This window comes from Deinococcus multiflagellatus, assembly GCF_020166415.1.
GTDB lineage: Bacteria > Deinococcota > Deinococci > Deinococcales > Deinococcaceae > Deinococcus > Deinococcus multiflagellatus.
The window spans coordinates 108,927-131,071 of the sequence record NZ_JAIQXV010000002.1 but is presented as its reverse complement, the minus strand read 5'-3'; the positions used below and the strand labels follow the sequence as shown (position 1 = coordinate 131,071).

Genomic DNA, 22,145 nt, shown 5'->3' with positions numbered 1-22,145 from the left:
GCCCCGCGCGGAGTGTGGGAAAAGGGTGAGGAGCGGCGCGCTAGACTGAGGCGCATGGATAACCGCACGAACCTAGACGACTACCTCGCGGGGCTGGGCATCAGCGACGCGGACGAGAGCGAGCTGCCGCCGCCCGCGCCCGACGCTGCCCCCATGACGCCGCCTGCGCTGGAGGCCGCGCCAGAAACCCCCCTGGCCACCCTGGAGCGGTTTCTGCGCGGGCTGGTCAGCCGCATTGACCCCGACCTGCAGGTGACCGTGCGCGAGGCCGAGGACGCCCTGGAAGCCGAGATCACCGGCGAGAACGCGGCCAAGCTGGCCGGGCGCGACGGCCGCACCCTGGGCGCCATTGAGGTGCTGGCCTACACGGTGCTCGCCAAGCACGAGGGCCGCACCAAGGAGCGCGTGCGGGTGGACATCGGCGGCTACCGCAAGCGGCAGGCCGACACCCTGACCAAGCTGGCCGAGCGCCTCGCCGTGCAGGTGGCCAAGAGCGGCGAGCCCCACGAGTTGCAGCCCATGCCCGCTGCCGAGCGGCGCGTGATTCACATTGCCCTCAAGGAGCACCCCGACGTCATGAGCGAATCGGTGGGCGAGGGCGCGGCGCGGCGCCTGATCATCAAACCCCGGCACGGCTAATGGCGGCCCTGCGCGACCTGCTGCGGCGGGGCGCGGCGCAGCTGCAAGCGGCGGGCGTTCCCTCCCCGGAGGTGGACGCCCGCGCGCTGCTGGTGCTGGCCCTGAACCTCTCGCCCACCGCGCTGCTGACCCGGGGCCACGAGCCTGCCCCGCCGGGCGGACAGGCCCGCTACGAGGCCCTGCTGGCCCGCCGCGCCGCCCGCGTGCCGCTGCAGCACCTGCTGGGCGAGGTGGAGTGGGGCGGCGTGCGCCTGCGCACCGACGCCCGCGCCCTGGTACCCCGCCCGGAAACCGAGTGGCTGCTTCACCTCGTCCTGCAGGCCCTGGCCGGCCGGGAACCGCCGCGCGTGCTGGATGTGGGCACGGGCACGGGCGCCCTGGCCCTGGGCCTGAAAGCCGCCCGCCCCGACGCCCAGGTGAGCGCCACCGACCTCAGCGAAGAGGCCCTGTCTCTGGCCCGCGAGAATGCGGCGCTCAATGGACTGAACGTGTCCTTCATGGCCGGCGACCTGCTGGCCGGCCTGACCGGGCCCTTCGACCTGATCGTGAGCAACCCCCCTTACCTGCCCGAGACCGACGCCCAGGCGGCCCAGCCCGAGGTGACCTTTGACCCCCCGCTGGCGCTGTATGGCGGCCCCGACGGGCTGGCGGTGGCCCGCCGACTGGCCGGGCAAGCCGGCGCGACCCTGGCCCCAGGGGGTGAGCTGCTACTGGAACTCGACCCCCGCAACGCCGCGCCCTTCGCCGCAGAACTGCGCGCGCAGGACTGGCAGGCGACCACTGCCCCCGACCTCGCCGGACGCGAACGCTTCGTCCTGGCCCAGCGTGCCCCCTGACCCCGCCCCCACTCACCACTGACCACTCCCCACTGACCCCTCCACGCGCCTCTTCCGCGCCAGCGCCGCCCGCATGGCCTCCAGCCGCCGCCCATGCAGCGGATAGAACAGCAGCACCGCCACCGCCAGCAGGGCGCCGGCAATGGGCGGCACGGTCATAAAAAAGCGGAAGGCCTCGGCCACGCCTTCGGGTTGCACGGGCAGCTTGGGGTCGTAGCCGCTGGCCCGGGTGACGGCCCCGAACACCTGCGAGGTCAGGGCGCCGCTGAGGGTGGTGATAAAGCCCGACATCCCGAAGTACATGCCCTCGCGGCGCTGGCCGCTGCGCAGTTCGTCCTCGTCAATCACGTCGGCCATGATCACGTCGCCCATCAGGATCATGCCGGCCAGGGCGGCGCCGAAGAGAATGGTGGCGGCCAGGGCGCCGGGCACCGTCTGCACCAGGGCCAGGGGCAGCAGCGCGGCGGCGCTCAGGCCAAAGGCCAGCATCAGGGTGCCGCGTGGGCCCAGGCGCGGGGCCAGCAGGGCGCGCCAGGGCCACAGGGCCAGCCCCGCCGTCACGAACGCGGCGGCCAGCAGCCCGGTGGTCACCGCGCCGCCCGCCTGCCCCAGGCTGTAGCGCACAAAAAAGCCCATGCCGGTGGCCAGGGTGCCGGTGGCGAAGAACCGCAGCGTCTGGGCCGCCACCACGGCCAGAAACGCCCGGTGGCTGAAGGTGGCCCGCAGCGCCGCGCCAAAGCCCAGCGGCGCTGGCGTGGGCCCCGGCTGCTCGAACAGCGCGCCCAGCCCGAACACGATGGCCCCGGCCGACAGCAGCGCGAACAGCACCCCCATCCCGCCCCAGCCAATCCAGCCGGCCAGCAACGGCGGCAGCGCCAGCCCGAACAGCAGCCCGACCGTCTGCACCAGATTCATGCGCCACGCCACGGCCGTGCGCTCGGCGTAGGTGCGGAACATCTCGGGCAGCAGGGCCAGATACCCGGTCCCCACAGCGGTGCCGAAGGTCTCCCACAGCACCCACACCACCACGAGGTAACTCAGCAGGGCCACGGGGCTGTCCACGCCGTTAAAGGGCGTCATGAACAGCAGCGCAAAACAGACCAGGCCCGGCAGCCAGCCAAAGCGCACATAGGGAATGCGCCGCCCCCAGCGGCTGCGGGTGCGGTCCGACAGGTAACCGATCAGGGGATTGTTCGCCGCGTTGTACAGGGCAAAGATGGTCATGGCCGCTGCGGCCCAGCCGGGGTCCAGCTTGCGGTCATCCACGTAGTACAGCAGCAGAAAACTGCCCGCCTGCGCCGGAATGGTGAGGCCAAAATTCATGACCGAGTAGCGCCAGCGCACGGCGGACGAGGGTTGAGTGCTCATCGGCGGCCCAGCAGGGCCTGCAGGGGGCGGTAGGTGGTGACCTTCACCCCGCTGCGCGCCAGCACGCCCGGCAGGCGCGGGTCCAGAAACGCCTCGTAGTTCGCCACCCGCCCCGCCCAGTCGCCCGCCACCGCGCGCAGTTCGGGGGTGTCGCGCGCCGGGTGCAGGATGAAGTGGGTCAGGCCCGGGCCCAGACCGGCCAGCAGCTCTTCGATGAGCGGCACCTGATCGCCACCGCTTTCCAGCGGCAGCATCACGATCTGGTCCACCAGCGGCACGCCCCGGCGTTCCAGGGCCCCCAGCGCCAGCGTGACCGCCTGGGCCTGTGCCGGCCCCAGCCCGTGGGCCCGCCAGCCAGCGACGCCCAGCCGGGGCAGCAAGGGCAGGACGCCGCGCCTGAGGGCAGCCCGCACGGCATACGGCAGCAGGGCGGGGTGCGCGGCGGTGCCCATATGACCGTCCGCGTGCGAGATGTTCAGACCCCAGGCCAACGCCCGGTCCAGTTGCGCGGCCATCTCGCGCCCGGCGGCCAGCGGCTTGGCCTGCGCCCACACCCCTTCCGAGGTGGCGTGGAAGTAGCCCTGGGCGTCAGTCAGGCCACCGGCTGCGCCCCGGGTCAGCGGGGCCCAGCGGGCGGCGGGCCACTCGCTGGTCAGGGTCAGGTGCACGCCCAGGTCCACCTCGGGCCACTCCTGGGCCAGCCGGGCGGCGGCCGGGGCCCAGGCACAGGGCATCATCAGGGCCGCCGAGCGCAGCGTGCCCGCCGCGAACAGGTCGGCGGCGCCCGAGACGGTGGCCTCGCACATGCCCAGGTCGTCGGCGTGGAAGATCACCACGCGGTCCTCGGGCGCGTAGCCCAGTTTCAGCAGCGCCGGATTGGGAGGCATAGGGCACCGTCCTTGAAAGCGCGGGGGAGGAAGGGGGAGCGGAACCCGCCCAGGATGGCACAGACCACCGCGTGGCCGCAAAAAAGAGCTGCGCGCCGAAGCGTGCAGCCCGTGGCCTGGGGCCTTGTCTCTCAGTCGTCGGCCGCCGGCGTGTCCTGCACCGGCACTTCCGGGTTCACCACAAACTCGGTGGGGTCGTACAGGTCAAAGCCAATTTCCTTCTCGTAGTCCTGAATCTTGACGTGCAGGCGCTTCACGTCGCCTTCCACCGCGCCGTAATCGAAGGTCTCGAAAATAGCGGTGGTCTTGAAGTTGCCGCCGTCAAAATCCGGCACCTCGCGCGTCTTGCGGATGCCTTCTTCCAGGGCCTTGCGGCTTTCAATGCCCATGTTGCGGAAGGCCACCTGCATCACGTCGCGCTGGAAGTCGCGCGGGCCGTAGATGCCGGCGCGGTACACCGTCTCGAAAAACTGTTCCCAGTCGGGCACCAGCGTGGCGGCGGGCATGGAGAACTGCCCGATCACGTTCTTGATGGCGTTCAGCGTGCGCTCGGGGTAGTAGTACAGGTACATGCGCACGCCTTCCAGGAAGAAGTTGTAGTGCGCGGCCTCGTCCACGGCGATGGTCTGGGCCACCTTGGCCAGCACCGGGTCCGAGAAACCCTGCAGGTGCGGCTTGTCGCTTTTGCCCTGGGCGATTTTCATCATGTTCAGGTAGTTCAGTTGGGTGGCGCGCTCCTGAAACACGGTGTACACGAGGTTATGGATGGCGTCGGGGAAGGGCAGTTCCCAGGTCTGGGACTTCAGGCGCTCCTTGTACTCCTCGATCCACTGCGGGCTGCGCTGGCCGCTGAACAGCACGGCGTTTTCCCAGGCGTCGGCGTGCTTCTCCTCCTCGCTGCCCCAGCGCAGCTGAAAGTGCGAGCGGCCGTGGCTGCGCCGGACCAGATGCACAAGGTTGCTGGTGAAGTCCGGCGCGTACTGCTCGACGGCGAAGAAGCCCTGCAGCACCGTGATGATTTCCGGGGGCATGTCCTGGCGCAGCTGGCGCCATTCAAAGGAGCGGTCGGGGTTCCAGTTGCGCGTTTCCTGGCTGCGGGCGGTGTACCAGCGGTACAGGCCCAGAAACCCACGTTCAATCAGGCGGTCTTTTTCGGCATTGCTGAGCAGGCCGGCGGGGGTGCGCGGGCGCTCGTGCAGCATGTTGGGGGGCATCACATCGGCCATGGGCGTTCCTCCTCAGGGGGCCCCGCCCCGGCAGCGGGCTTGCCGGCACACGCGGGGGACGGTACCCACCCAGGGTAGGCCCACAGGCCCTCGGCAGGCGTGAAGCGGGACACAGTTCAAGCTGAAGGCTTCCTTCAGGCGGCGATCAGCTCTGGGTGGGCACCCGGTTCCGCCCTGCCCCAGTCGTCCTTTCTGGCCCGCCGGGCCGCGGCCCTGCTCTACACTGCCCGGTATGAGCCTTGTGGGACAGCCCGCCCCCGACTTCACCCTGCCGGCCTCGACCGGCGAGCAGATCACCCTGAGCAGCTACCGGGGCCAGCAGCATGTGGTGCTGGTGTTCTATCCCCTTGACTTCAGCCCGGTGTGCTCCATGCAGCTGCCCGAATATTCCGGGCGCCAGGACGACTTTGCCGATGCCGGCGCCGTGGTGCTGGGCATCAACCGCGACTCGGTGCATGCCCACAAGGCCTGGGCCGCCGAGTACGGCATTGAGGTGCCCCTGCTGGCCGACATGAAGCTGGACGTGGCCCGGCTCTACGGCGTGGCGATTGACGAGCGCGGCATCAGCGGCCGGGCGGTCTTTCTGATTGATAAAGCAGGGGTCGTGCGCTACCAGCACGTCGAGGAAACCACCGGGGCCTACACCGTGCGCCCCGAAGTGGTGCTGGCGAAACTGCGCGAGCTGTAGCCATGAGCCCCACTGTCCTGTCGTTTATCAACCTGAAAGGCGGCGTGGCCAAGACCACCGCCACCGTGCAGCTGGCCGACACCCTGGCCTTCTTGAAGCAAAAACGGGTGCTGGTGCTGGACCTGGACCCCCAGACAAACGCCACCCTGGCCCTGATCGGCGAGGAGCGCTGGGCCCAGGCGGACGAGGCCGGGCAAACGCTGGCCCATCTGTTTCTGGACCTGCTGCACGGCACCCAGGGCTTCGACCCGGCGCAGGCCATAGTGCGCGGGGCCAGCAACCTCAACCGCGTGCCCGCCGAGGTGATGGCCCGCCTGCCCGAAGGCAGCCGCTACGGCCGGGTGGACCTGCTGCCCAGTTCCATTCGCCTGATTGACGTGCAAGACCGCATGCAGGATATTGCCGCGCGCACCCACTACGCGGTGAACCCCATGGAGGTGGTCAAGCGCTACGTGGCGCCGCACTTTGCCGAGTACGATTATGTGCTCATTGACTGCCCGCCCAACCTGGGCTTCGTCACCCAGAACGGCCTGGAGGTCAGCGACCACTACCTCATTCCCACCATCCCCGACCGCCTGAGCACCTACGGCATCGGTCAGATTGCGGGCCGCATTGCCGAACTGCGCCGCGCCCGGGGCCTGCGCCTGACCTGCCTGGGCGTGCTGATCACCAAGTACCAGGGCAGCAGCACCCAGCACCGCCAGGGCCTGTCGCGGCTGCCCGGCGACCTGGCGCGCGCCTTTGAGGCCACGGGCGAGCCCACCCCGCCTATCTTCGACACCCGCCTGCCCCAGACCAACGCCATGGCCGAAGCCATGAGCCACGACCGCCCGGCGGCCACCTACCGCGACAAGTACGGCAGCAATGTGGTGGGGGGGCAGGCGGCCTACAAGTACGGCCTGGACCTTGCCGACGAACTGGAAGATCGCCTGCGCGGGCAGGTGAAGGGCAGCGCCAGCCCCTTTGGGACGTGGCTGAGCAGCCTCACCCAGAGCGAGGGCTAATACGACTTCCGAAGAAAGAAAGACGAATTCCGTCCATTCCCGGAAAGTCGTCTAACCCCCTACAGCGCCAGTGGGTCCACGAGCAGCGGGTCCTCGGCTTCAAAGGCCTCGGCGTAGCGGGCGCGGGCCAGGGTGCCCCAGTACGTGAGGCGGGCGCGGCGCCGCTCCACGATTTCGGGGGTCACGGTCTCAGAGATGGGCGCGCCGCCAAACTGGCTTCCGTGGGCCAGCACCGCCTGCGCCCAGGTATCCTGCACCCCTTCCACATCAATGAGCAGCGTGGGCCGGATGTCCGAGTTGCCCTGGTACAGCAGCACCCGCGCGACCCGGTGGGGTTCGCCGATCAGGTCTGCCTTTTTCAGCTGCGCCAGATGCACCGCGCGCTTGGCCAGGTGGTAGGTACCGAAGTGGTCCGGGTGGCGGTCGTGGTGGTGCGGCACCACCAGCACGCGGGGACGCACCGCCCGCAGCGCGGCGGCCAGGGCGTGGGCGCCCTGTAGGGTGTCGCGCAGTTCGCCGTCGGGCAGCCCCAGTTGCCCGCGCCACGCCAGCCCCATGATGGCGGCGGCCTGCACGCATTCGGCCACTCGCCCCTCCGGGGTGCCCTGGGTGCCGCGCTCCCCGCGCGAGAGTTCCAGGATGCCGGTGGCCCGCCCCGCGCGCGCCAGCCGAATGAGGGTGCCGCCCGCGCCAATCTCGGCGTCGTCGGGGTGGGGGGCGAGGCACAGCCAGTCCAGCGGCTGCACGGCGCCAAAAATGGTCTGAAAGGGGGCGGAGGGCAGGCTCACGCCCGCCAGCATAGGCCGCCCGAGGCGCGCCTTGACACCCCCAGGCGCCCTTCCTATACTCTTTGAGCTTCCCTGGAAGCCCGCGCTTTCATTTGCCGATGTAGCTCAGGGGTAGAGCAACTGATTCGTAATCAGTAGGTCGTCGGTTCGAATCCGACCCTCGGCTCCAGAGACAAGACTCCGCCCCGCGCGGAGTTTTTGCTTTTGGCCCGGGGCAGAGGTCTGGCGACCTGTGGGCACGGTGCAGGTACACCGGCCGCAAAGCGGATGCCTTCACCCGGCGTCGCCTGACATGATGGTGTCACCATGCAAGCCCGCGCCCCTGCTGCCCACACAAGAAGGCTTGTCCCATGACGCCGGACTGGCTGGACACCCTCTTTCCCCCGAAGGCCGAGCGCACCGTGCCCTGGCCCCCAGTGGGCGACACCGTGACCCTCTACCGGCCCACCGGCCTGCACGAGCTGCGCCTGGTGGCCGAGCGCGATTGGCGCGCGTGGCCGCCACGCCTGCCGGACCAGCCCATTTTCTACCCAGTGCTGAATGCAGAGTACGCCGAGGAGATCGCCCGCGACTGGAACGCCAAGCGCAACGATCCGCCTGTGGGTTTTGTGACGGCCTTCGAGGTGCAGGCCGAGGTCGCCACCCGTTACGAGATTCAGGTGGTGGGCGCGCAAGACCGCCACCAGGAACTGTGGGTGCCCGCCGAGGACTTGGACACTTTCAATGCAGGGATCATTGGCCCCATTCGCGTGCTGGCGCATTTTGCAGGCGCCGGCTACAGCGGGCGCATTGACCCCGAAACGCACCTGCCGGTGAACTGGCCGGCGGGGTCATGGTGACCTGGGCAGCGGCAGCAGGGTACGCCGTCTGCTCCGATCACGACCATGTGTACCTTCAGGCGCCCGGTGGCACCGACCTCTACCTGGGGTGGATGTACGGCAATCCGACCGGCGCCTGGATAGAGCCTGAAGGCCGGTTGATCGTGATAGTTGGTTATGGCTTCTGGTTGATGCAGCTGCCACTGCCGCCTGAGTACAGCCCCGAGGACGTGCCGTCTCTCAGCTTGACCCAAGCGCTACAGACCAAGCTCGCTCCAGCCCCAGCTCTGGCCATCGGCAATCAGCCTGAGCAGGCCCTGTGGATAGACCGCATCATGACCGACGCCCACGTTGTCAACCGACTGCTTTTCGAGGTTGACGCCGTTGAGAACGGGGTGGCCGCCGCAAGGTACACCCTCGACTTGAACACCATGACTTTCTGGCCGGTGACCCCATGACCCTCTTTGGCCTCTCCATCCCCACCCTCGCCCTGGACCTTGCAGGCGGCCTGTGCGTGCTGGTCAGCCTGTATTACCTCTGGTCCAAGCGCAGCACCTACTGGCACTGGAGCAACGCCTCGCTGCTGCCCTACTTCCTGCTGTTTCTCGCTGGCGGGCAGTGGATGTTTGCGGGCTTGCAGGTCACGTACCTGCTGTTCGGCCTTCACGGCCTGTACCTGTGGCACCTGGAAACGCGACGGGCGAAGGGCGAGATCCGCTTCAATGAGCCTGCGTGGTACGGCGTCACCTGGGCCGCCAGCCTGCTCATTTTTGCCTTCACCGTGGCCGTGACGGATTTCAGCGCGGTCTGGAACTGGGTGCAGTTCGCCGCCGTGACGCTGGCCCTGGTCGCCAACTTCGGCACCACCCGCCGCTGGTCCTGGTCGTGGCCGGTGTGGATCCTGGTCAATGCGGTGCAGGCGGTGTACTTCTGGCATACCCAGTACTGGGTGCTGTTTGGCCTGCAGTTCGTGCTGGCGGCCATGAGTGTGTATGGCTGGCGGCAGTGGCGGCGCGACGAGGCGCGGGCGGTGGCCTTTGCTTGAATTCCGCCACGGCCTGGTGATCGGCAAGTTTGCGCCGCTCCACCGGGGCCACCTGCACCTGCTGGACCACGCGCTGGCCCGCTGCGAGCGCCTGAGCGTCTGGGTGTATTCCCGCCCGGACTTCCCGGAGATGCCCTCGCCGCTGCGCCGGGGCTGGCTGCGCGAGCTGTACCCACAGCGGCTGTTTCCAGGCCTGCACCTGCTTCCCGACGCCCCGAATCCGCCGATGAACGACGAGCCCGACGCCGTGCACCGCGCGTATGTGCGCTCGGTGCTGCGGGGCTGGGGCGTTTTCCCCGACGCGGTGTTCACCTCGGAGGCTTACGGGGACGCGCTGGCGGCGGACCTGGGCGCGGCGCATGGGTGCGTGGACCGGGCGCGGCAGACGGTGCCGATCAGCGGAAGCGCCCTGCGCGCCGACGTGCATGCCCACCGGGCCTTTCTGGACCCCTTGGTGTACGCCCATTTTGTGCGCCGGGTGAATATCCTGGGCGCCGAGAGCACCGGCAAAAGCACCCTGACGCGCGCGCTGGGCGAGGCGCTGGGCACGACCTGGGTGCGCGAATACGGCCGGGATGTCTACGAGCGCGAACAGGGCCAGCTAAATCCGGACCACTTTCTGGAAATCGCCCGGGGCCAGCGGGCCCTGGAAGCCGAGGCCGCCCGCACCCCCGGCGTACACCGCTGGGTCTTCTGCGACACCGACGCCGCCACCACCCTGATGTGGTCCCACCTGCTGACCGGCACGGCCCTGCCCGAACTGCAGGCCCTGGCGGACGAGTGTCGCGCCCGCTACGCCCACACGTTCCTGTGCGACACCGACCTGCCCCACGAACAGGACGGGTGGCGCGCCAACACTGAGGTCCGCGCCGTGCAGCAGGCGTTCATTCGCCAGGATCTGGAGACGCGCGGGGTGGCCTACACCGTGCTGCGCGGTTCTGTGGCCGAACGGGTGGCGCAGGTGCGCGCCCGCCTGGAGGCCGGATGAGCGGCGAGCGCGAGCAGGCCAATGCCCGCCTCTTTGACGCGGTGGCCGCCACCTACGACGAGGTGGGCTTTCTGGCCCAGGCGGCGCGCTTCGTGGCAGAGGTTGCGGCGGTGCAGCCCCACGAGGCCGTGCTGGACGTGATGACCGGCACCGGCACGGTGCTGCGCGCCCTGCCCCACGGGGGAAGCGGGGCGCGGGTGGGCACCGACCTCTCGGCCGGGATGCTGGCCGTGGCGCGCGCGGAGCTGCCCGGCGCGACCTTCGTGCAGGCAGACGCCGCGCGGCTGCCCTTTCCAGACGCCCAGTTCGACGCCGTGATCTGCGCCGCTGGGCTGTTCTTCATGCCGGACATGGCCCACACCGTGCGCGAGTGGGCGCGGGTGCTGCGCCCTGGGGGCCGGCTGGTGGTCTCAAGCTTCGGGGCGGGGCTGCTGGGCGACCTGCCGGGCCTGTGGCGCGCGGCGCTGGGGGCGCATGGCCTGAAACCCGGCTCGCCCCCCCTGGGCCGCCTGCCCACGCCGCAGGCCCTGGCCGACGTGTTGCGCGCGGGCGGCCTGCAGGCCAGCGCCGCGCTGCACCCCCTCTTTTACACGCTCCCCAGCCCGCAGGCCCGGCTGGCGGATATCCAGGCCGGCTTGGAAGGCGCGCCCCTGGCCGGGCTGCCGGCGGCCCAGCGCGCCCAGTTGCTGGACGAGCACCGCGCCGCGCTGGCGCCGCTGTTTGCGGCCGGGCCCCTCAGTGTGCCCCTGCCGGTCATCGTGGGTACGGGCCTGCATCTTCCGGGGGACGCAACGCGCCCTGGCTGGATCGCGTAATGTGAAGCATGACGAACCCAGACGACCCCAAGTCGCCCTCCGCCTCTGGGAACGCGCCGTCCTGGGTGGACGAGGTGCTGGGCGCCTCCAGTGCTGCCCCGGCGCCCGCCGCAAATGACCTGCGCATTCCGGACGCCGGGCGGCCAGCCGCACCCCCCGCGCCGTCCTGGGTCGATGACGTGGCCTCGGGCCGCCCGTCACCGGAGGCCATACCCACCCCACCGGCCCCGTCGTGGGTGGATCAGGCGGCGGCGCCTGCCAGCAGCGCCCCGGCCCCCAGTCCCGCGCCCTCGTGGGTGGACGACGCGGCACGCGGCCCGGCGCCGCATGCCGGCCCTCAGCCCCAGCCGGCGGCACAGCCGGCCCACCACGCGCCGGCCAGCGCCCCTTACGCCAGCGCGCCGCAGGATGACTGGGTCACGCGCGCCACGGGCGGGGCCCGCAATCCCAGCGTGCCGCAGGGGCCAGCCCCCAGCCACGCGCCCAGCCGCAGCGACTTTGACAGCCTGGGCGACTCGGCCCGCCAGCTGATGCAGGGCTTCAGCCAGGGGGCAGCCTCCGGCGACGTGGCGCAGAAAAAACTGATTGCCGGCCTGCTGGGAATCTTCCTGGGTGGCCTGGGGGTCCACAAGTTCTATCTGGGCAACACCACCCCCGGCCTGCTGATGCTGGGCGCCACCATCGGCGGCTGGATTCTGGGCATCATCGGTTCGCTGGTGATCGTGGGCGCCGTCTTTTTCTTCGTGCCCATGATCGTGGGCCTGCTGGGGTTGGTGGAAGGCATCATCTACCTCACCAAGAGCGACGCCGATTTCCAGCGCGAGTACCTGATGGGCAAGAAGCCGTGGCTGTAGGGGGCAATGGGTGATGGTTGATGGTTGATAGGAAAGGCAACTTCTATCAACCATTGACCATCGACCCTACAGGGCCTGTTCGATATCCGCCTGCAGGTCGCCCAGGGCCTCCACGCCCACGCTCATGCGGATGGTGGTGGGGGTCACGCCGGCCGCAAAGCGCGCCGCTTCGGGCACGCGGCCGTGGGTGGTGGTCCAGGGGTGCACCACCAGGGTACGCACGTCGCCCAGGTTGGGGGCGATGCGCAGCACCCGCACCCGCGACAGGAAGGCGGCCGGGTCCGGCACCTCGAAGGTCAGCACCGCGCCCTGCCCGCCGCGCAGGTAGGTCTGCGCGAGGTGGTGGTGCGGGTGGCTGTCCAGGCCGGGGTAACTCACCTTGCCCACCTGGGGATGGGCCGACAGCCAGCGGGCCAGGGCCAGGGCGGTTTCGCTCTCGCGGGTCAGGCGCAGGGCCAGCGTTTCTAAGCCTTGGGCGATCAGGAACGCGGAGTGGGGCGCCAGCGTCATGCCCAGCTGGTGCGCGCCCAGCCAGCGCTGACGCCACGCCAGGGCCGCGGCGCCGCGCACATTCAGGATGCTGGTTTCGCCCCCCTCAGTAAAGATGGGGTTGCGCGTGAGGTCGTGCCCGGTCCCCACCGTCACCGCGCCGCCCAGCACGCTGCCGTGGCCGCCCGCCCACTTGGTCAGCGACTGCGCGACGATGTCGGCGCCGTGTTCCAGCGGCCGGCACAGAAACCCGGCGCCCCCACAGGTGTTGTCAATGGCCAGCAGGGCACCCTGGGCGTGCGCCAGTTCAGCAAAGGCGCGAATATCCGCCACGTCCCCGGCCGGGTTGCTGATCATCTCGGCCCAGACCAGCCGGGTGTTTGGCTGCAGGGCCGCGCCAATGGCCTGCGGCGTGTTCTCCACCAGCGTCGCCGAAATGCCCATCAGCGGCAGGATGTTGTTCAGGAGGCCCGTGGTGCCCCCAAACAGGCTGGACGCGGACACCACATGGTCCCCTGCCCGGCACACGCTGAGGATGGCGGTCAGGGTGGCCGCCTGCCCACTGGCCACCGCCACGGTGGCGCTCCCGCCTTCGAGGGTGGTCAGCCGCTCTTCCAGAGCGCGCACGGTGGGGTTCTGCAACCGGGCGTAACTCAGGCCGGTGTTCTGCTGAAACTCGCTCTGGGCTTCGTCCAGCGAGTCGAACTGAAAGGCGGCAGCCGCGTGAATGGGAAACCCGATGGTCTGGCCCAGGCCGCGCGGAATGGCGCTCTGCACGGCGGCGGTTTCATAACTCCAGGGCTGGTCGGGGCGGGCGGCGTCGCTCATGGGCCCACGCTACGCTGCGGCTTTCGTGGGCGGGCGGGCCTTGTCCGAACCGGGTGGATGGGGCCGGGCTCCAGTCAACTCCGCACGACAGAGACATGAAGACTCTCTAAGCTCCTGAACGTGAAACGTTCGTTGACCCTGCTGGCCCTGTCCTCCGTGCTGCTCGCCTCGTGCGACTGGAACTACCGCGCCCCCGCCCCCGAAGACCCCGCTACCCAAGCCCCCGCCGCCCCGGTGGCCGGGCAGGCCCTCGACATGCAGAAGGTGCCGGCCCAGCTGGAGAGCGCGGGCAAGCAACTGAACGCCCTGCTGGACCCCCGCAACCCCGATCTGGACCCGGATCTCAAGGCCCTGCTGGTGCTGATGGGCCCCGGCGGCGCGCAGCCCCTGAACCTGCAGCCCACCGCCCTGGGCCGCCAGCTGGCCCAGCGCTTCGCCGCGCAGGCCCGGGGCACCGTGAGCGCGCAGGCGATCACCACGGTGCAGGAGAAGCTGCCCACCGGCACGGTGACCTACAAGGCCAACGGAGAGATTCAGACGGACAGGGTCCCGACCAACGGCTACGTGCTGATTGACGAGAAACTGAACCTGCAGGTGGACGTGCAGTGGAAGGTCAGTGGCGCCGCCACCACGTGGCTGGACGCGGGCACCCGTTACAACCCGGGCACCGGCCAGATCGTGAATGTGCAGCAGGAAGTCCCCACCAACGCCAGCGGCACGGTGACGCGCAGCGGCAAGACCGTGGCGGGCGCGGCCTTCACCATGACCCCCGGCGACTGCCTGAACCTGATGGGCCCCGAGACCCTGAGCTTCAGCGCCTGGGCTGGGCGCATACTGAATCCGCCCGCGCAGGTCAGCGTGAACTACGCCTGGACGGCCCAGAACATCAGCCTGGACGCCCGGGCGCGCTACGCCACCACCAAGCAGCAGGCGGCAGCCAGCGTGAAGCTGGACGTGCGCGGCACGACGGCGGGCCGCTGCACGCCCAGCACCTTCGCCTTTACCCCCACCCGCGCCGACCTGAACGCCAGCGCCGAGGTGCCCAGCCACAAGCTGGACCTGACCCTGGCCCTGCGCGACCTGAGCAACCTGGAATTCAGCCAGAAGGCCCTGGGCGTGGAGCGGCCCTTCGAGAAGGTGGGCGGCACGGTGAACGCCAAGGTGAGCTTCAACGGCCAGAACATGCTCACCGCCTTCGGGCCCCTGGCCGATGGAAGCGACGTGAACCTGCAGCCCGGCGATCAGGTGCAGGTGAAGTATGTCAAGGACGGCCAGCTGATCCAGACCGACCTGCCCGGCGCCCTGGACAGCCTGGGCAAGCTGTTCATGCCGTATTGAACCCCTGAAGGCTGAAGCCGGGATGGTCCTTTTCAGGGCTGTCCCGGCTTTCTGTGCGCTAGCGTAACCCATGCGCATTCAGGAGATGAACTGGCAGATGGTCGAGGCGTATCTGGCCCAGGATGACCGCTGCGTGCTGCCGCTGGGCTGCACCGAGCAGCATGCCACCCTGAGTCTGGCCACCGATACCCTGCTGGCCGAGCGGGTGGCGCGCGAGGCCGCCGAGGACCTGGGCGTCCCGGTGTTTCCTGCGCTGCCCTACGGCATCACGCCCACCTTCACCGCCTACCCGGGCACCCTAAGCGTGCGCACCAGCACCTATCTGGCCCTGCTGGACGACCTGCTGAGCGGCCTGCACGCGCAGGGCTTCCGGCGCATCCTGGTGGTTAACGGCCACGGCGGCAACGCCCCGGCCCAGGGCTGGCTGGGCGAGTGGCTGGCCCGGCACCCGGCCGCGCGGGTGCAGTGGCACAACTGGTGGAACGCGCCGCGCACCTGGGCCGCCGTGCAGGCCACCGACGAACTGGCCAGCCACGCCAGCTGGATGGAAAGTTTTCCCTGGACCCGCCTGGAATGCGTCAGCGCCCCCGAGGAGCGTAAGCCGATGGTGGACCTGGGGGCCCTGCGCCAGTTGCCCCCGGCCGAGGTGCGCGCCCGGCTGGGCGACGGCAACTTTGGCGGCCTGCACCGCCGCCCCGACCGCGAAATGCAGCGCATCTGGCAAGAGGCCGTGGCCGAAACGCGGGCGCTGCTGCAGGGGGGCTGGGCATAAAGTGGGTGCAAGCCTGCCTACGCGGCTATCACGAGGTTCAGCCCTCTCTGTTTTTAATCAAGACGGCGAAGTTATACGCGGCGCCAGCAAATCAATTCCAACTTCCAAGCGCCAAATTCCTCTAAGGTTTTTTGGCGGCTCGCCTCAGTAAACAAACGGCAACTTTCGAAGCGTGGATGATGGTCTTGAAGAGTGAAGAAGTAGGCGACCTCTAAACGAGATGTCTGGTCGGACCGCAGAGGTGGGCCGAACATCCCCGTCAGTTCACCTAGCTTCAGAGGCTCGCGCAAGGTCAGGGTCACATCTATAGATGGCCCCACTGTGCGCTGCATCTCCGCCAGAGCCACCCACCGTGACTCAGAAAGGACGCGCCAAGTCAACGCCCCCTCTTGTTGGTCTGGCACGACTCGCCCCAAGAGCTTCGTCAAACGCGACTCATCGCCAGCCTCACCCTGCATGGCCGCCGTAATGGAGGAGAGCAGTGCAGGGAAGGTTTGCTCTTGAGGTCGGCAGGCCACCAAAGAGAGCGCCAGACTGACGATGACACAGCAGACAAATCGCATCTACCGCTTGCCCTCAAAAATGCGCTTGGCTTTCTCACCTTGCCGCCATGCGTCGGCTTCTTCAGGGAGCATTCTGTATTGCCGGTATGCGTTTGAATTTGTGTTTAAGGCAGCTTGGTAAGCCGCACGTAGTGGTAGAAGCTGTTTGGTCACCTTTGCATACAGGATTTCATTGGCCTGTAAGGCTTTCTGATCTTGCGCAGGAATGTAGTAAGACGCTATCTCCAAATCAGTCTGTTGTTTAACCAGATGCCTAATGGCGTCTGACAGACGGTCAACGTCCGCACTGGACTCATCCAGGTTGGCGTACACCTGCTCTCGACTCCGTGCAGATTTGCCCAAAACGCTGTCATAAATGGCTGCCGCTTTGATCCCCTCGATGCTGGCTGCCGGCAAGGGTTTGGCTATGGCTGCTTTCAGCGCCTGAGGCGACATCTTCTGCGGCAGCGCCTGCTTTCGGCCAGCAGCCAACCGAGCAGAGGCGAAATTCTGCTCGGCGTGCCGGGCCTCGTGGTACAGGGTCTGAATCAGGTTTCCCAGGACTTCCTGGCTGACTGCCCCCTTGCCCAAAGGAAACAGATCGTCATCAATCACGATGACCCATCGCTCACGGTCGAACTGGGCGTTCGTTGTGTCTCCCAATTCACCAATCACCAGTCTCACGCCCGGAACGCCTGCCCGTTGCAGGGCCTCGTTAAGCACCCGCTCTGCCCCCTGCAATCTCATCACGTCCTGGTGCTGCCCCACTGGCCAGCGCGCCACTTCCTTCTTCAGGTCCCTGACAAAGGCCTGCGCCACCTCCGGGCGGGCCAGCCCCGTGGGAAAGAGGTGCTGCAACACGTTCGGACTGGCAATGCCGTTGCGGGCGAACGCTTCAGACTGGCCTTCAATGGGGTCCATGCGGTGTTGGGCCTGCCACCGGGCGATGCCGCCCAGGGTCGCCGCATCGGCCACGCCCGTGGCGGGCAGCCCCAGTTTGGTTTGAATGGCGCGGAACACAGCCGGGGTGTACTGGTCCTTGCGGGCGCTGTACCACGCCTGCGCCTGCGAGATGGCCGGCGCAGAGAGCGTTGTAGAAGCAGTGGCCGGCGCCGCCGTTCTGACACCCGGTGTGCCCTGAGAAGAACGCGCCTGCGACGTGCGGGTCTGCTGGGGCCCAGCGGCGGGTGCAGGTCCCGCTTTCGTCTGGGCTGGGGACGCGGTGGGCGCTCCTCCTGGTTTTCTGACCGGCTGGTTCAATCCCATCTTGAGCCTCGGCAACCAGCGTACGCCCTGTGGCCCGCCCGGCAGAGCGCAAAGTTGGCGCGTCCGTGCCGGACCCTGTGATAGGGCGGGCCCCGACTGACTGCATTGCAGTTGTGCGGGTGCCCAGGGGGGACTGACCCGGAGCTTACCCCGCGCCTAGACCCTGTCCAGTTCTGCTGCCACTGCCGCCAGGGCCCCGGGCGCGCCCATGCGGTCCTGCCCGTCCCGGGCAGCCGCTGCGAACAGCCGGGGCCTCGTCAGCAGGTGGCGGACGGCCTGGGCCACCGCGCCGGCATCTGGGGCCACCACGGTCAGCGCCCGCCCCAGCAACCGGCCCTGGCGGCGGGCAAATCCCGCCACGTACTGCGGCCCCGGCGTGGGAAAGCCAATCACCGGCACGCCCAGCCCAGCGGCCTGTTCGGCGGCGGTGCCAGCGGTGCCCAGCGCCAGGGCCGCGCGGCGCACCACGGCGGCAAAGGCCCCACGCACCACGAGCACCCGCACGGGGCCGCGCGACAGCCAGAGGGTGGCGTCGTCCACCGCTTCTACCGTCCAGCCGGGCAGCGGGGGCAATGCCGAGAGGGGCTGGGCGAAGGCCACTGCACTCTGCAACTCCGGCAGGGCCGCCGCCGCCTCCAGCATGATGGGGAGTGAAAAGGCCGCGTCGCCGCGCTGGCCGGGCAGCAGGGCCAGCAGGGGGCGGCGGTCCAACAGCGGCGAGAGGTCGCGTTCCGGCGGGGGCAGGATGTCCATGGCAAAGCTGCCCCGGTACACGGCGTTCACCCCGCACCGGGCCAGATGCGCCGCCGAGGGCTGGTCGCGGGTGTAGACCCGGCGCGCCTGCTGTGCCAGCGCCACCTCCCAGGGCATAAACAGGTTGGCGCCCAGGGCGTTGAGTTCGCGCAGGTGGGCGCCCCAGGACATGCCACGCGCGTAGTGCACCGAAACCAGCGGCTGCAGGTGGGTCAGGGCCAGGCGCGCGCCCGGGGGCACTGGCTGGGCCCGCGCGGCCAGGGTGCCCACCAGCAGGGCGTAGGTGTCGCCCACCACGATCACCGGCCCGGCCTGGGTGCCCAGGCGCCGCGCCGCTGCCCACTGCCGCAGCGACACGGTCAGCAGCCCCGCGCGCAGATCGGCGCGCAGGTTCGCCACACTGCCAAAGGGAAAGCCGCCAGACGGCAGGCTGAGGGGAGGGCCCTGCACCTCGGCGGCGCCCACGTAGGCGCGGCCCTCGCCCACCAGGGGCAGGGCCAGCACGGGCCCCCGCCCGGCCCGCACCAGTTCGCGCGCCAGGGCCGCCCCGATCAGGTCCTCGGCGTACCCGTTGGAGACGATCAGGATGGCGTTCCCCCGCCGAAAGTTGGTCGTCACGCCCTGCAGGCTAGCGTAGGGTGGGCGCCATGAACCTGATGGCACTGCGCAAGGTGTGGGGCACCCGCCCCCTAGTGGGCGCCGCCGTGGGCGTGCTGCTGCAGGACGAGCAGGGCCGGGTGCTGCTGCAGCGCCGGGGCGACGACGGCCTGTGGAGCGAGCCCGGCGGCGCCCTGGAGCCCGGCGAGGACTTTCTGAGCGGCGCGCGGCGCGAGCTGCTCGAAGAAACTGGCCTGCACTGCGAGAACCTGCGCCTGCTGCCCCTGCCGGACGGCCTGCAGAGTGGCCCGGCGCTGTACCACCGCTACCCGCACGGCGACGAGATTTACGTGGTGGGCCTGCGGGCCCACGGCACCCTGCCCGCGTCGGCGCTGGACCATGCCCAGCCCGACGACAGCGGCGAAACCCTGGAGCTGCGCTGGTTTCCGCTGGACGACTTGCCGCCGCTGAGCAGCAACGCCAACCGCGCGTCCATGACCCTGCTGCGCGGCTGGGCGGGCCTGCCCCCCCTACCGCTGGCCCCCACCCCGCCGCCGCCCCCACTCGGCCACTTTCTGCTGGACCTGCGCCGGGTGATCGGGCCACGCCCCTGGCCCGCCCCCGGCGCCAGCGTGCTGGTCACCGACGACGAGGGCCGGCTGCTCCTGCTGCGCCACGGCCACACCCGGCGCTGGACCCTGCCGGGCGGCTTTCTGGAACCCGGCGAACACTTCGAGGAGACGGCCGCGCGCGAGCTCCTCGAAGAAACCGGCCTGCGCGCGCAGACCCTGACGCCCCTGGACATGTTCGCCGGGCCCGAATACCGCTTTACCTACCCCAACGGGGACGTGGTGGACAACGTGTCGGTGCTGTACCGCGCCCAGGGGGTCAGCGGCGAGCTGGTGCCGCAGCCCGGCGAGGTGCTGGAGGTGGGCTGGTTCGGTATGCACGAACTGCCCGCTGATGACGCCCTGAGTGGCCCACTGGTCCAGGCCCAGGTGAACTGGTGGCGCCGGGCGCAGGATGCCGCGTCGGCGCCCGTCTGACAGCGAAACCCAGACCGGGTTCTCCTCTCAATGGGTCTGGGGCGAACGAAGTGCGCGTTCTGGAAAGACAGCGGCCCAACAGAGTTGAAGGACCGTCGTTTGGCCCGTGGGTGGAACTGGCCGCCACTGTGCCCGCAGTGCCCGGAGCGGCCGGGCCCCGGGCCACCCGCTTCAGGCCGGGCCCATCAGGGTGTCCAGGCCGCGCGAGGCCACGTCGCGCAGGCTGAAGGTGACGTGGGGGGTCAGCTCGGTGGCCTCGGGGTTGAGTTCAATGACCACGCCGCCCCGGTTCAGGGTTTTAAAGGCCAGCCCCGCCGCCGGGTACACCACGCCGCTGGTGCCGATCACCAGCGCGACCTCGGCCTGGGCAAAGGCCAGCTGCGCGTCGGCCAGGGCGTCTTCGGGCAGGAATTCGCCAAACCACACCACGTTGGGGCGCATGCGGTGGCCCCGGGGCGAGGTGGGCGGCGTGACCAGCTCATCCGGGGCGGGCAGGGGAAAGATTTCGCCCGTCACCTCGTCGCGCCCGCTGACCAGATTGCCGTGCAGTTCGACCAGGCGCCCGCCCGCCTGGCCGCTGCCCGCGCGCCCGTGCAGGCCGTCCACGTTCTGGGTGGCCAGGAAAAAACCCTGGCCCTTGCGCCGTTCCAGTTCGGCCAGCCGCAGGTGGGCGCCGCCCGGCTGGGCGGCCAGCACGTCGCGGTAGCGCCCGGCGTACCAGTCCCACACGAGCGCCGGGTTCTGGTGGTAGGCGCCAGGGCTGGCCAGATCCTCGGGGCGAAAGCGCGCCCAGTGGCCGGTCTGGGCGTCGCGGAAGGTGGGAATGCCGCTCTCGGCACTCACGCCCGCGCCGGTCAGCACGGCCACGCGGGAAGCGGCATTCAGGGCGGCGCGGGCCTGTTCGGGCGTCATGGCCCCAGGCTAGCGCGGCCCCGTGGCCCGGTCAGCCAGAAATTCAGGCGGCACCCGGTCCACCAGCCACACGCCGTTTTCGCTGCGGTAAAAGAGGTGGCCGGCAGCGTGCATGGCCCCGGCGCGCACGGTCAGGACCACGGGCCTGCCCCGGCGTGCGCCCACGCGGGCAGCGGTTTCGCGGTCAGCCGAGAGGTGGACATGGTGGCGGCTCATGGCGCGCAGGCCGTCCTGCACAATGGCCGCCAGGGCGGCGGGGTGGGTGCCGTGGTAAAGGACTTCTGGGGGCGTCTGGGGCACCAGTTCCAGGTCCACCGGCACGCTGTGGCCCTGGTTCGCCCGAATCTGGTCGCCGCGCAGGCTGAACCGTTGTTTGTCGTTCCCGGCCACCACCCGTTCCACATCGGCGCGGGTCACGCGCAGGTGGGCCAGCAGGGGCTCCAGCGGCACCCAGCCGCCGGGGGCCAGGGTCAGCCCCGCCTCGTGCGGCGCGTGGCGCAGCAGGTACGAGAGGCGCTTGGAGAGGGTTCGGTCGTTCATGGCGCCAGTGTGACGGGGCAGGTGGCCGGGGTCATCCGCCAGATGGGCATCTCCGGGTCCGCCGTGGGGCGCAGGTGTCATAGCGGTCCCCATCTGACCTGAAGGTGAACCCTGCAGGTCAGGTGGTGCGAGCGGCGCGAGTGACCGCGACAGACAGCGAATGAAGTGGAGCTGAGGGGGTGCTTTCCTCCCCTGGGCGGAACGGAAGACCGCTGTCAGAGGACCTTCACCCTCTCCCCCAGCCCCTCCGTCAGGTGGGTAACCCCTCGCCACAGCGGCGGCAGTACCGGGCGTCAGGCTCGTGGGGCGAGAGGCCACAGCGCGCGCAGGTCACGGCCGGGGCGGCTTCACGGCGGGCGCTGCGCTGCGCCTGGGTCAGCCCCACAGTCACAATGCCGGTGGGCACCGCAATGATGCCGTAGCCCAGAATCATCACCAGCGAGGCCAGCCCTTTGCCCAGCGGCGTCTTGGGGGCAATGTCGCCGTAGCCCACGGTGGTGAGCGTAACAATTGCCCAGTAGATGCTGGTGGGAATGCTGGTAAAGCCGTGCTGGGGGCCTTCCACCACGTACATCAGGGTGCCCAGAATGACCACCAAGGTCAGCACCACCGCCAGAAACACTGTGATCTTGGCGAGGCTGGCCTGCAGCGCCCGGGTGAGCACACTGGCCTCGCTGAGGTAGCGCACCAGTTTCAGCACCCGGAAAATGCGCAGCAGCCGCAACACGCGGATAATCAGCAGGTACTGGGCGCCGGGCAGAAGCAGCGCCAGATAGGCCGGCAGAATAGACAGCAGGTCCACCACGCCAAAGAAACTGCGGGCGTAATGCCACGCCCGGCGCGCGGTGATCAGCCGCAGGAGGTATTCCAGGGAAAAGAGGCCCGTCAGGGCCCACTCCACCGCGTCCAGCGCCGCCGCGTGCCGGACCCGGAAGGGCGCCACGCTGTCCAGCATGACCGCCAGCACGCTCACCAGAATGGCGGCGATCAGAAACAGGTCGAACACCCGCCCGGCGGGCGTGTCGGCGTTGTAGATGATGTCGCCCAGCGCGGCCCGCCACGGAGCGCGGCGATCTGCAGTGTGGCCCACAGGCCCAGTGTAGCGC

Annotated in this window: 24 protein-coding genes and 1 tRNA gene; 14 read left to right on the top strand and 11 right to left on the bottom strand. The window is 69.4% G+C overall.

Annotated features, from left to right (window positions below; genetic code table 11):
• Window positions 1–54 precede the first annotated feature (54 nt).
• Window positions 55–639 (top strand): Jag family protein, encoded by a 585-nt coding sequence (locus tag K7W41_RS03630; protein WP_224604814.1) that lies wholly within the window; start codon window positions 55–57, stop codon window positions 637–639.
• A complete protein-coding gene (prmC, locus tag K7W41_RS03625) occupies window positions 639–1,475 on the top strand; it encodes a peptide chain release factor N(5)-glutamine methyltransferase (protein WP_224604811.1) in 837 nt (278 codons plus the stop codon). Before K7W41_RS03630 ends, prmC begins: the two co-directional genes overlap by 1 nt.
• A 12-nt stretch (window positions 1,476–1,487) precedes the next feature.
• Here prmC and K7W41_RS03620 read toward each other — a convergent pair whose 3' ends face one another.
• From K7W41_RS03620 to K7W41_RS03610, 3 genes are all read right to left on the bottom strand, one after another.
• Window positions 1,488–2,843 (bottom strand): MFS transporter, encoded by a 1,356-nt coding sequence (locus K7W41_RS03620; RefSeq protein ID WP_224604809.1) that lies wholly within the window; start codon window positions 2,841–2,843, stop codon window positions 1,488–1,490.
• Window positions 2,840–3,730, bottom strand: a complete 891-nt coding sequence (locus tag K7W41_RS03615) for a ChbG/HpnK family deacetylase (RefSeq protein WP_224604808.1) — start codon at window positions 3,728–3,730, stop codon at window positions 2,840–2,842. The genes K7W41_RS03620 and K7W41_RS03615 overlap by 4 nt, the downstream gene beginning before the upstream one ends.
• A 131-nt stretch (window positions 3,731–3,861) precedes the next feature.
• Window positions 3,862–4,956, bottom strand: coding sequence for an acyl-ACP desaturase (locus K7W41_RS03610; RefSeq protein WP_224604807.1), 1,095 nt, complete (start codon window positions 4,954–4,956; stop codon window positions 3,862–3,864).
• Between the two features lie 232 nt (window positions 4,957–5,188).
• Here K7W41_RS03610 and K7W41_RS03605 point away from each other — a divergent pair, with 232 nt between their 5' ends.
• Window positions 5,189–5,644 carry a peroxiredoxin gene (locus K7W41_RS03605; RefSeq protein WP_221089295.1) on the top strand — a complete coding sequence of 152 codons (456 nt, stop codon included), beginning with the start codon at window positions 5,189–5,191 and terminating at the stop codon, window positions 5,642–5,644.
• Between the two features lie 2 nt (window positions 5,645–5,646).
• Entirely contained in the window at window positions 5,647–6,648 is a 1,002-nt protein-coding gene (locus K7W41_RS03600) for a ParA family protein (protein WP_224604806.1), read from the top strand.
• Between the two features lie 59 nt (window positions 6,649–6,707).
• Here the strand turns inward: K7W41_RS03600 and K7W41_RS03595 are convergent, their stop codons facing one another.
• Window positions 6,708–7,436 (bottom strand): PIG-L family deacetylase, encoded by a 729-nt coding sequence (locus K7W41_RS03595; RefSeq protein WP_380056235.1) that lies wholly within the window; start codon window positions 7,434–7,436, stop codon window positions 6,708–6,710.
• Between the two features lie 94 nt (window positions 7,437–7,530).
• Between K7W41_RS03595 and K7W41_RS03590 the strand changes: the two genes are divergently transcribed.
• From K7W41_RS03590 to K7W41_RS03560, 7 genes are all read left to right on the top strand, one after another.
• Window positions 7,531–7,605 (top strand) — tRNA-Thr (locus tag K7W41_RS03590).
• Between the two features lie 181 nt (window positions 7,606–7,786).
• On the top strand, window positions 7,787–8,275 hold the full coding sequence (locus K7W41_RS03585; RefSeq protein ID WP_224604803.1) for a hypothetical protein: 489 nt from the start codon (window positions 7,787–7,789) through the stop codon (window positions 8,273–8,275).
• Entirely contained in the window at window positions 8,269–8,712 is a 444-nt protein-coding gene (locus tag K7W41_RS03580; protein ID WP_224604802.1) for a hypothetical protein, read from the top strand. Before K7W41_RS03585 ends, K7W41_RS03580 begins: the two co-directional genes overlap by 7 nt.
• Window positions 8,709–9,299 (top strand): nicotinamide mononucleotide transporter family protein, encoded by a 591-nt coding sequence (locus K7W41_RS03575; protein ID WP_224604799.1) that lies wholly within the window; start codon window positions 8,709–8,711, stop codon window positions 9,297–9,299. The genes K7W41_RS03580 and K7W41_RS03575 overlap by 4 nt, the downstream gene beginning before the upstream one ends.
• Window positions 9,292–10,287 (top strand): AAA family ATPase, encoded by a 996-nt coding sequence (locus K7W41_RS03570; RefSeq protein WP_224604797.1) that lies wholly within the window; start codon window positions 9,292–9,294, stop codon window positions 10,285–10,287. Before K7W41_RS03575 ends, K7W41_RS03570 begins: the two co-directional genes overlap by 8 nt.
• A complete protein-coding gene (locus tag K7W41_RS03565) occupies window positions 10,284–11,102 on the top strand; it encodes a class I SAM-dependent methyltransferase (protein WP_224604795.1) in 819 nt (272 codons plus the stop codon). The genes K7W41_RS03570 and K7W41_RS03565 overlap by 4 nt, the downstream gene beginning before the upstream one ends.
• Window positions 11,103–11,110: 8 nt before the next feature.
• Entirely contained in the window at window positions 11,111–11,956 is an 846-nt protein-coding gene (locus K7W41_RS03560) for a TM2 domain-containing protein (RefSeq protein ID WP_224604793.1), read from the top strand.
• A gap of 66 nt (window positions 11,957–12,022) precedes the next feature.
• On the opposite strand, the gene K7W41_RS03555 is transcribed toward K7W41_RS03560, so the two are convergent.
• On the bottom strand, window positions 12,023–13,273 hold the full coding sequence (locus K7W41_RS03555) for an aminotransferase class V-fold PLP-dependent enzyme (RefSeq protein ID WP_224604792.1): 1,251 nt from the start codon (window positions 13,271–13,273) through the stop codon (window positions 12,023–12,025).
• 120 nt (window positions 13,274–13,393) lie between these two features.
• On the opposite strand from K7W41_RS03555, the gene K7W41_RS03550 reads away from it, so the two are divergent.
• Window positions 13,394–14,611 carry a hypothetical protein gene (locus K7W41_RS03550; RefSeq protein ID WP_224604791.1) on the top strand — a complete coding sequence of 406 codons (1,218 nt, stop codon included), beginning with the start codon at window positions 13,394–13,396 and terminating at the stop codon, window positions 14,609–14,611.
• A 70-nt stretch (window positions 14,612–14,681) separates the two neighbouring features.
• Window positions 14,682–15,383 carry a creatininase family protein gene (locus tag K7W41_RS03545; RefSeq protein ID WP_224604790.1) on the top strand — a complete coding sequence of 234 codons (702 nt, stop codon included), beginning with the start codon at window positions 14,682–14,684 and terminating at the stop codon, window positions 15,381–15,383.
• Window positions 15,384–15,454: 71 nt separating this feature from the next.
• Here the strand turns inward: K7W41_RS03545 and K7W41_RS03540 are convergent, their stop codons facing one another.
• The 3 genes from K7W41_RS03540 to K7W41_RS03530 form a co-directional block, all read right to left on the bottom strand.
• Window positions 15,455–15,946: a hypothetical protein gene (locus tag K7W41_RS03540; RefSeq protein ID WP_224604789.1), complete on the bottom strand. Its 492-nt coding sequence runs from the start codon at window positions 15,944–15,946 to the stop codon at window positions 15,455–15,457.
• Entirely contained in the window at window positions 15,947–16,945 is a 999-nt protein-coding gene (locus K7W41_RS03535) for a hypothetical protein (RefSeq protein WP_224604788.1), read from the bottom strand.
• Between the two features lie 402 nt (window positions 16,946–17,347).
• Window positions 17,348–18,562: a lipid-A-disaccharide synthase-related protein gene (locus K7W41_RS03530; protein ID WP_224604787.1), complete on the bottom strand. Its 1,215-nt coding sequence runs from the start codon at window positions 18,560–18,562 to the stop codon at window positions 17,348–17,350.
• A gap of 29 nt (window positions 18,563–18,591) precedes the next feature.
• Here K7W41_RS03530 and K7W41_RS03525 point away from each other — a divergent pair, with 29 nt between their 5' ends.
• The gene (locus K7W41_RS03525; RefSeq protein WP_224604785.1) at window positions 18,592–19,587 is read left to right on the top strand and encodes an NUDIX domain-containing protein; all 996 of its coding nucleotides are present in this window, start codon (window positions 18,592–18,594) and stop codon (window positions 19,585–19,587) included.
• Between the two features lie 171 nt (window positions 19,588–19,758).
• Here the strand turns inward: K7W41_RS03525 and K7W41_RS03520 are convergent, their stop codons facing one another.
• The 3 genes from K7W41_RS03520 to K7W41_RS03510 form a co-directional block, all read right to left on the bottom strand.
• Window positions 19,759–20,499 (bottom strand): SIR2 family NAD-dependent protein deacylase, encoded by a 741-nt coding sequence (locus tag K7W41_RS03520; RefSeq protein WP_224604783.1) that lies wholly within the window; start codon window positions 20,497–20,499, stop codon window positions 19,759–19,761.
• Between the two features lie 9 nt (window positions 20,500–20,508).
• Window positions 20,509–21,039, bottom strand: coding sequence for an RNA 2'-phosphotransferase (locus tag K7W41_RS03515; protein ID WP_224604780.1), 531 nt, complete (start codon window positions 21,037–21,039; stop codon window positions 20,509–20,511).
• Between the two features lie 250 nt (window positions 21,040–21,289).
• Window positions 21,290–22,129 (bottom strand): ion transporter, encoded by an 840-nt coding sequence (locus tag K7W41_RS03510; protein ID WP_224604777.1) that lies wholly within the window; start codon window positions 22,127–22,129, stop codon window positions 21,290–21,292.
• Between the last annotated feature and the right edge of the window lie 16 nt (window positions 22,130–22,145).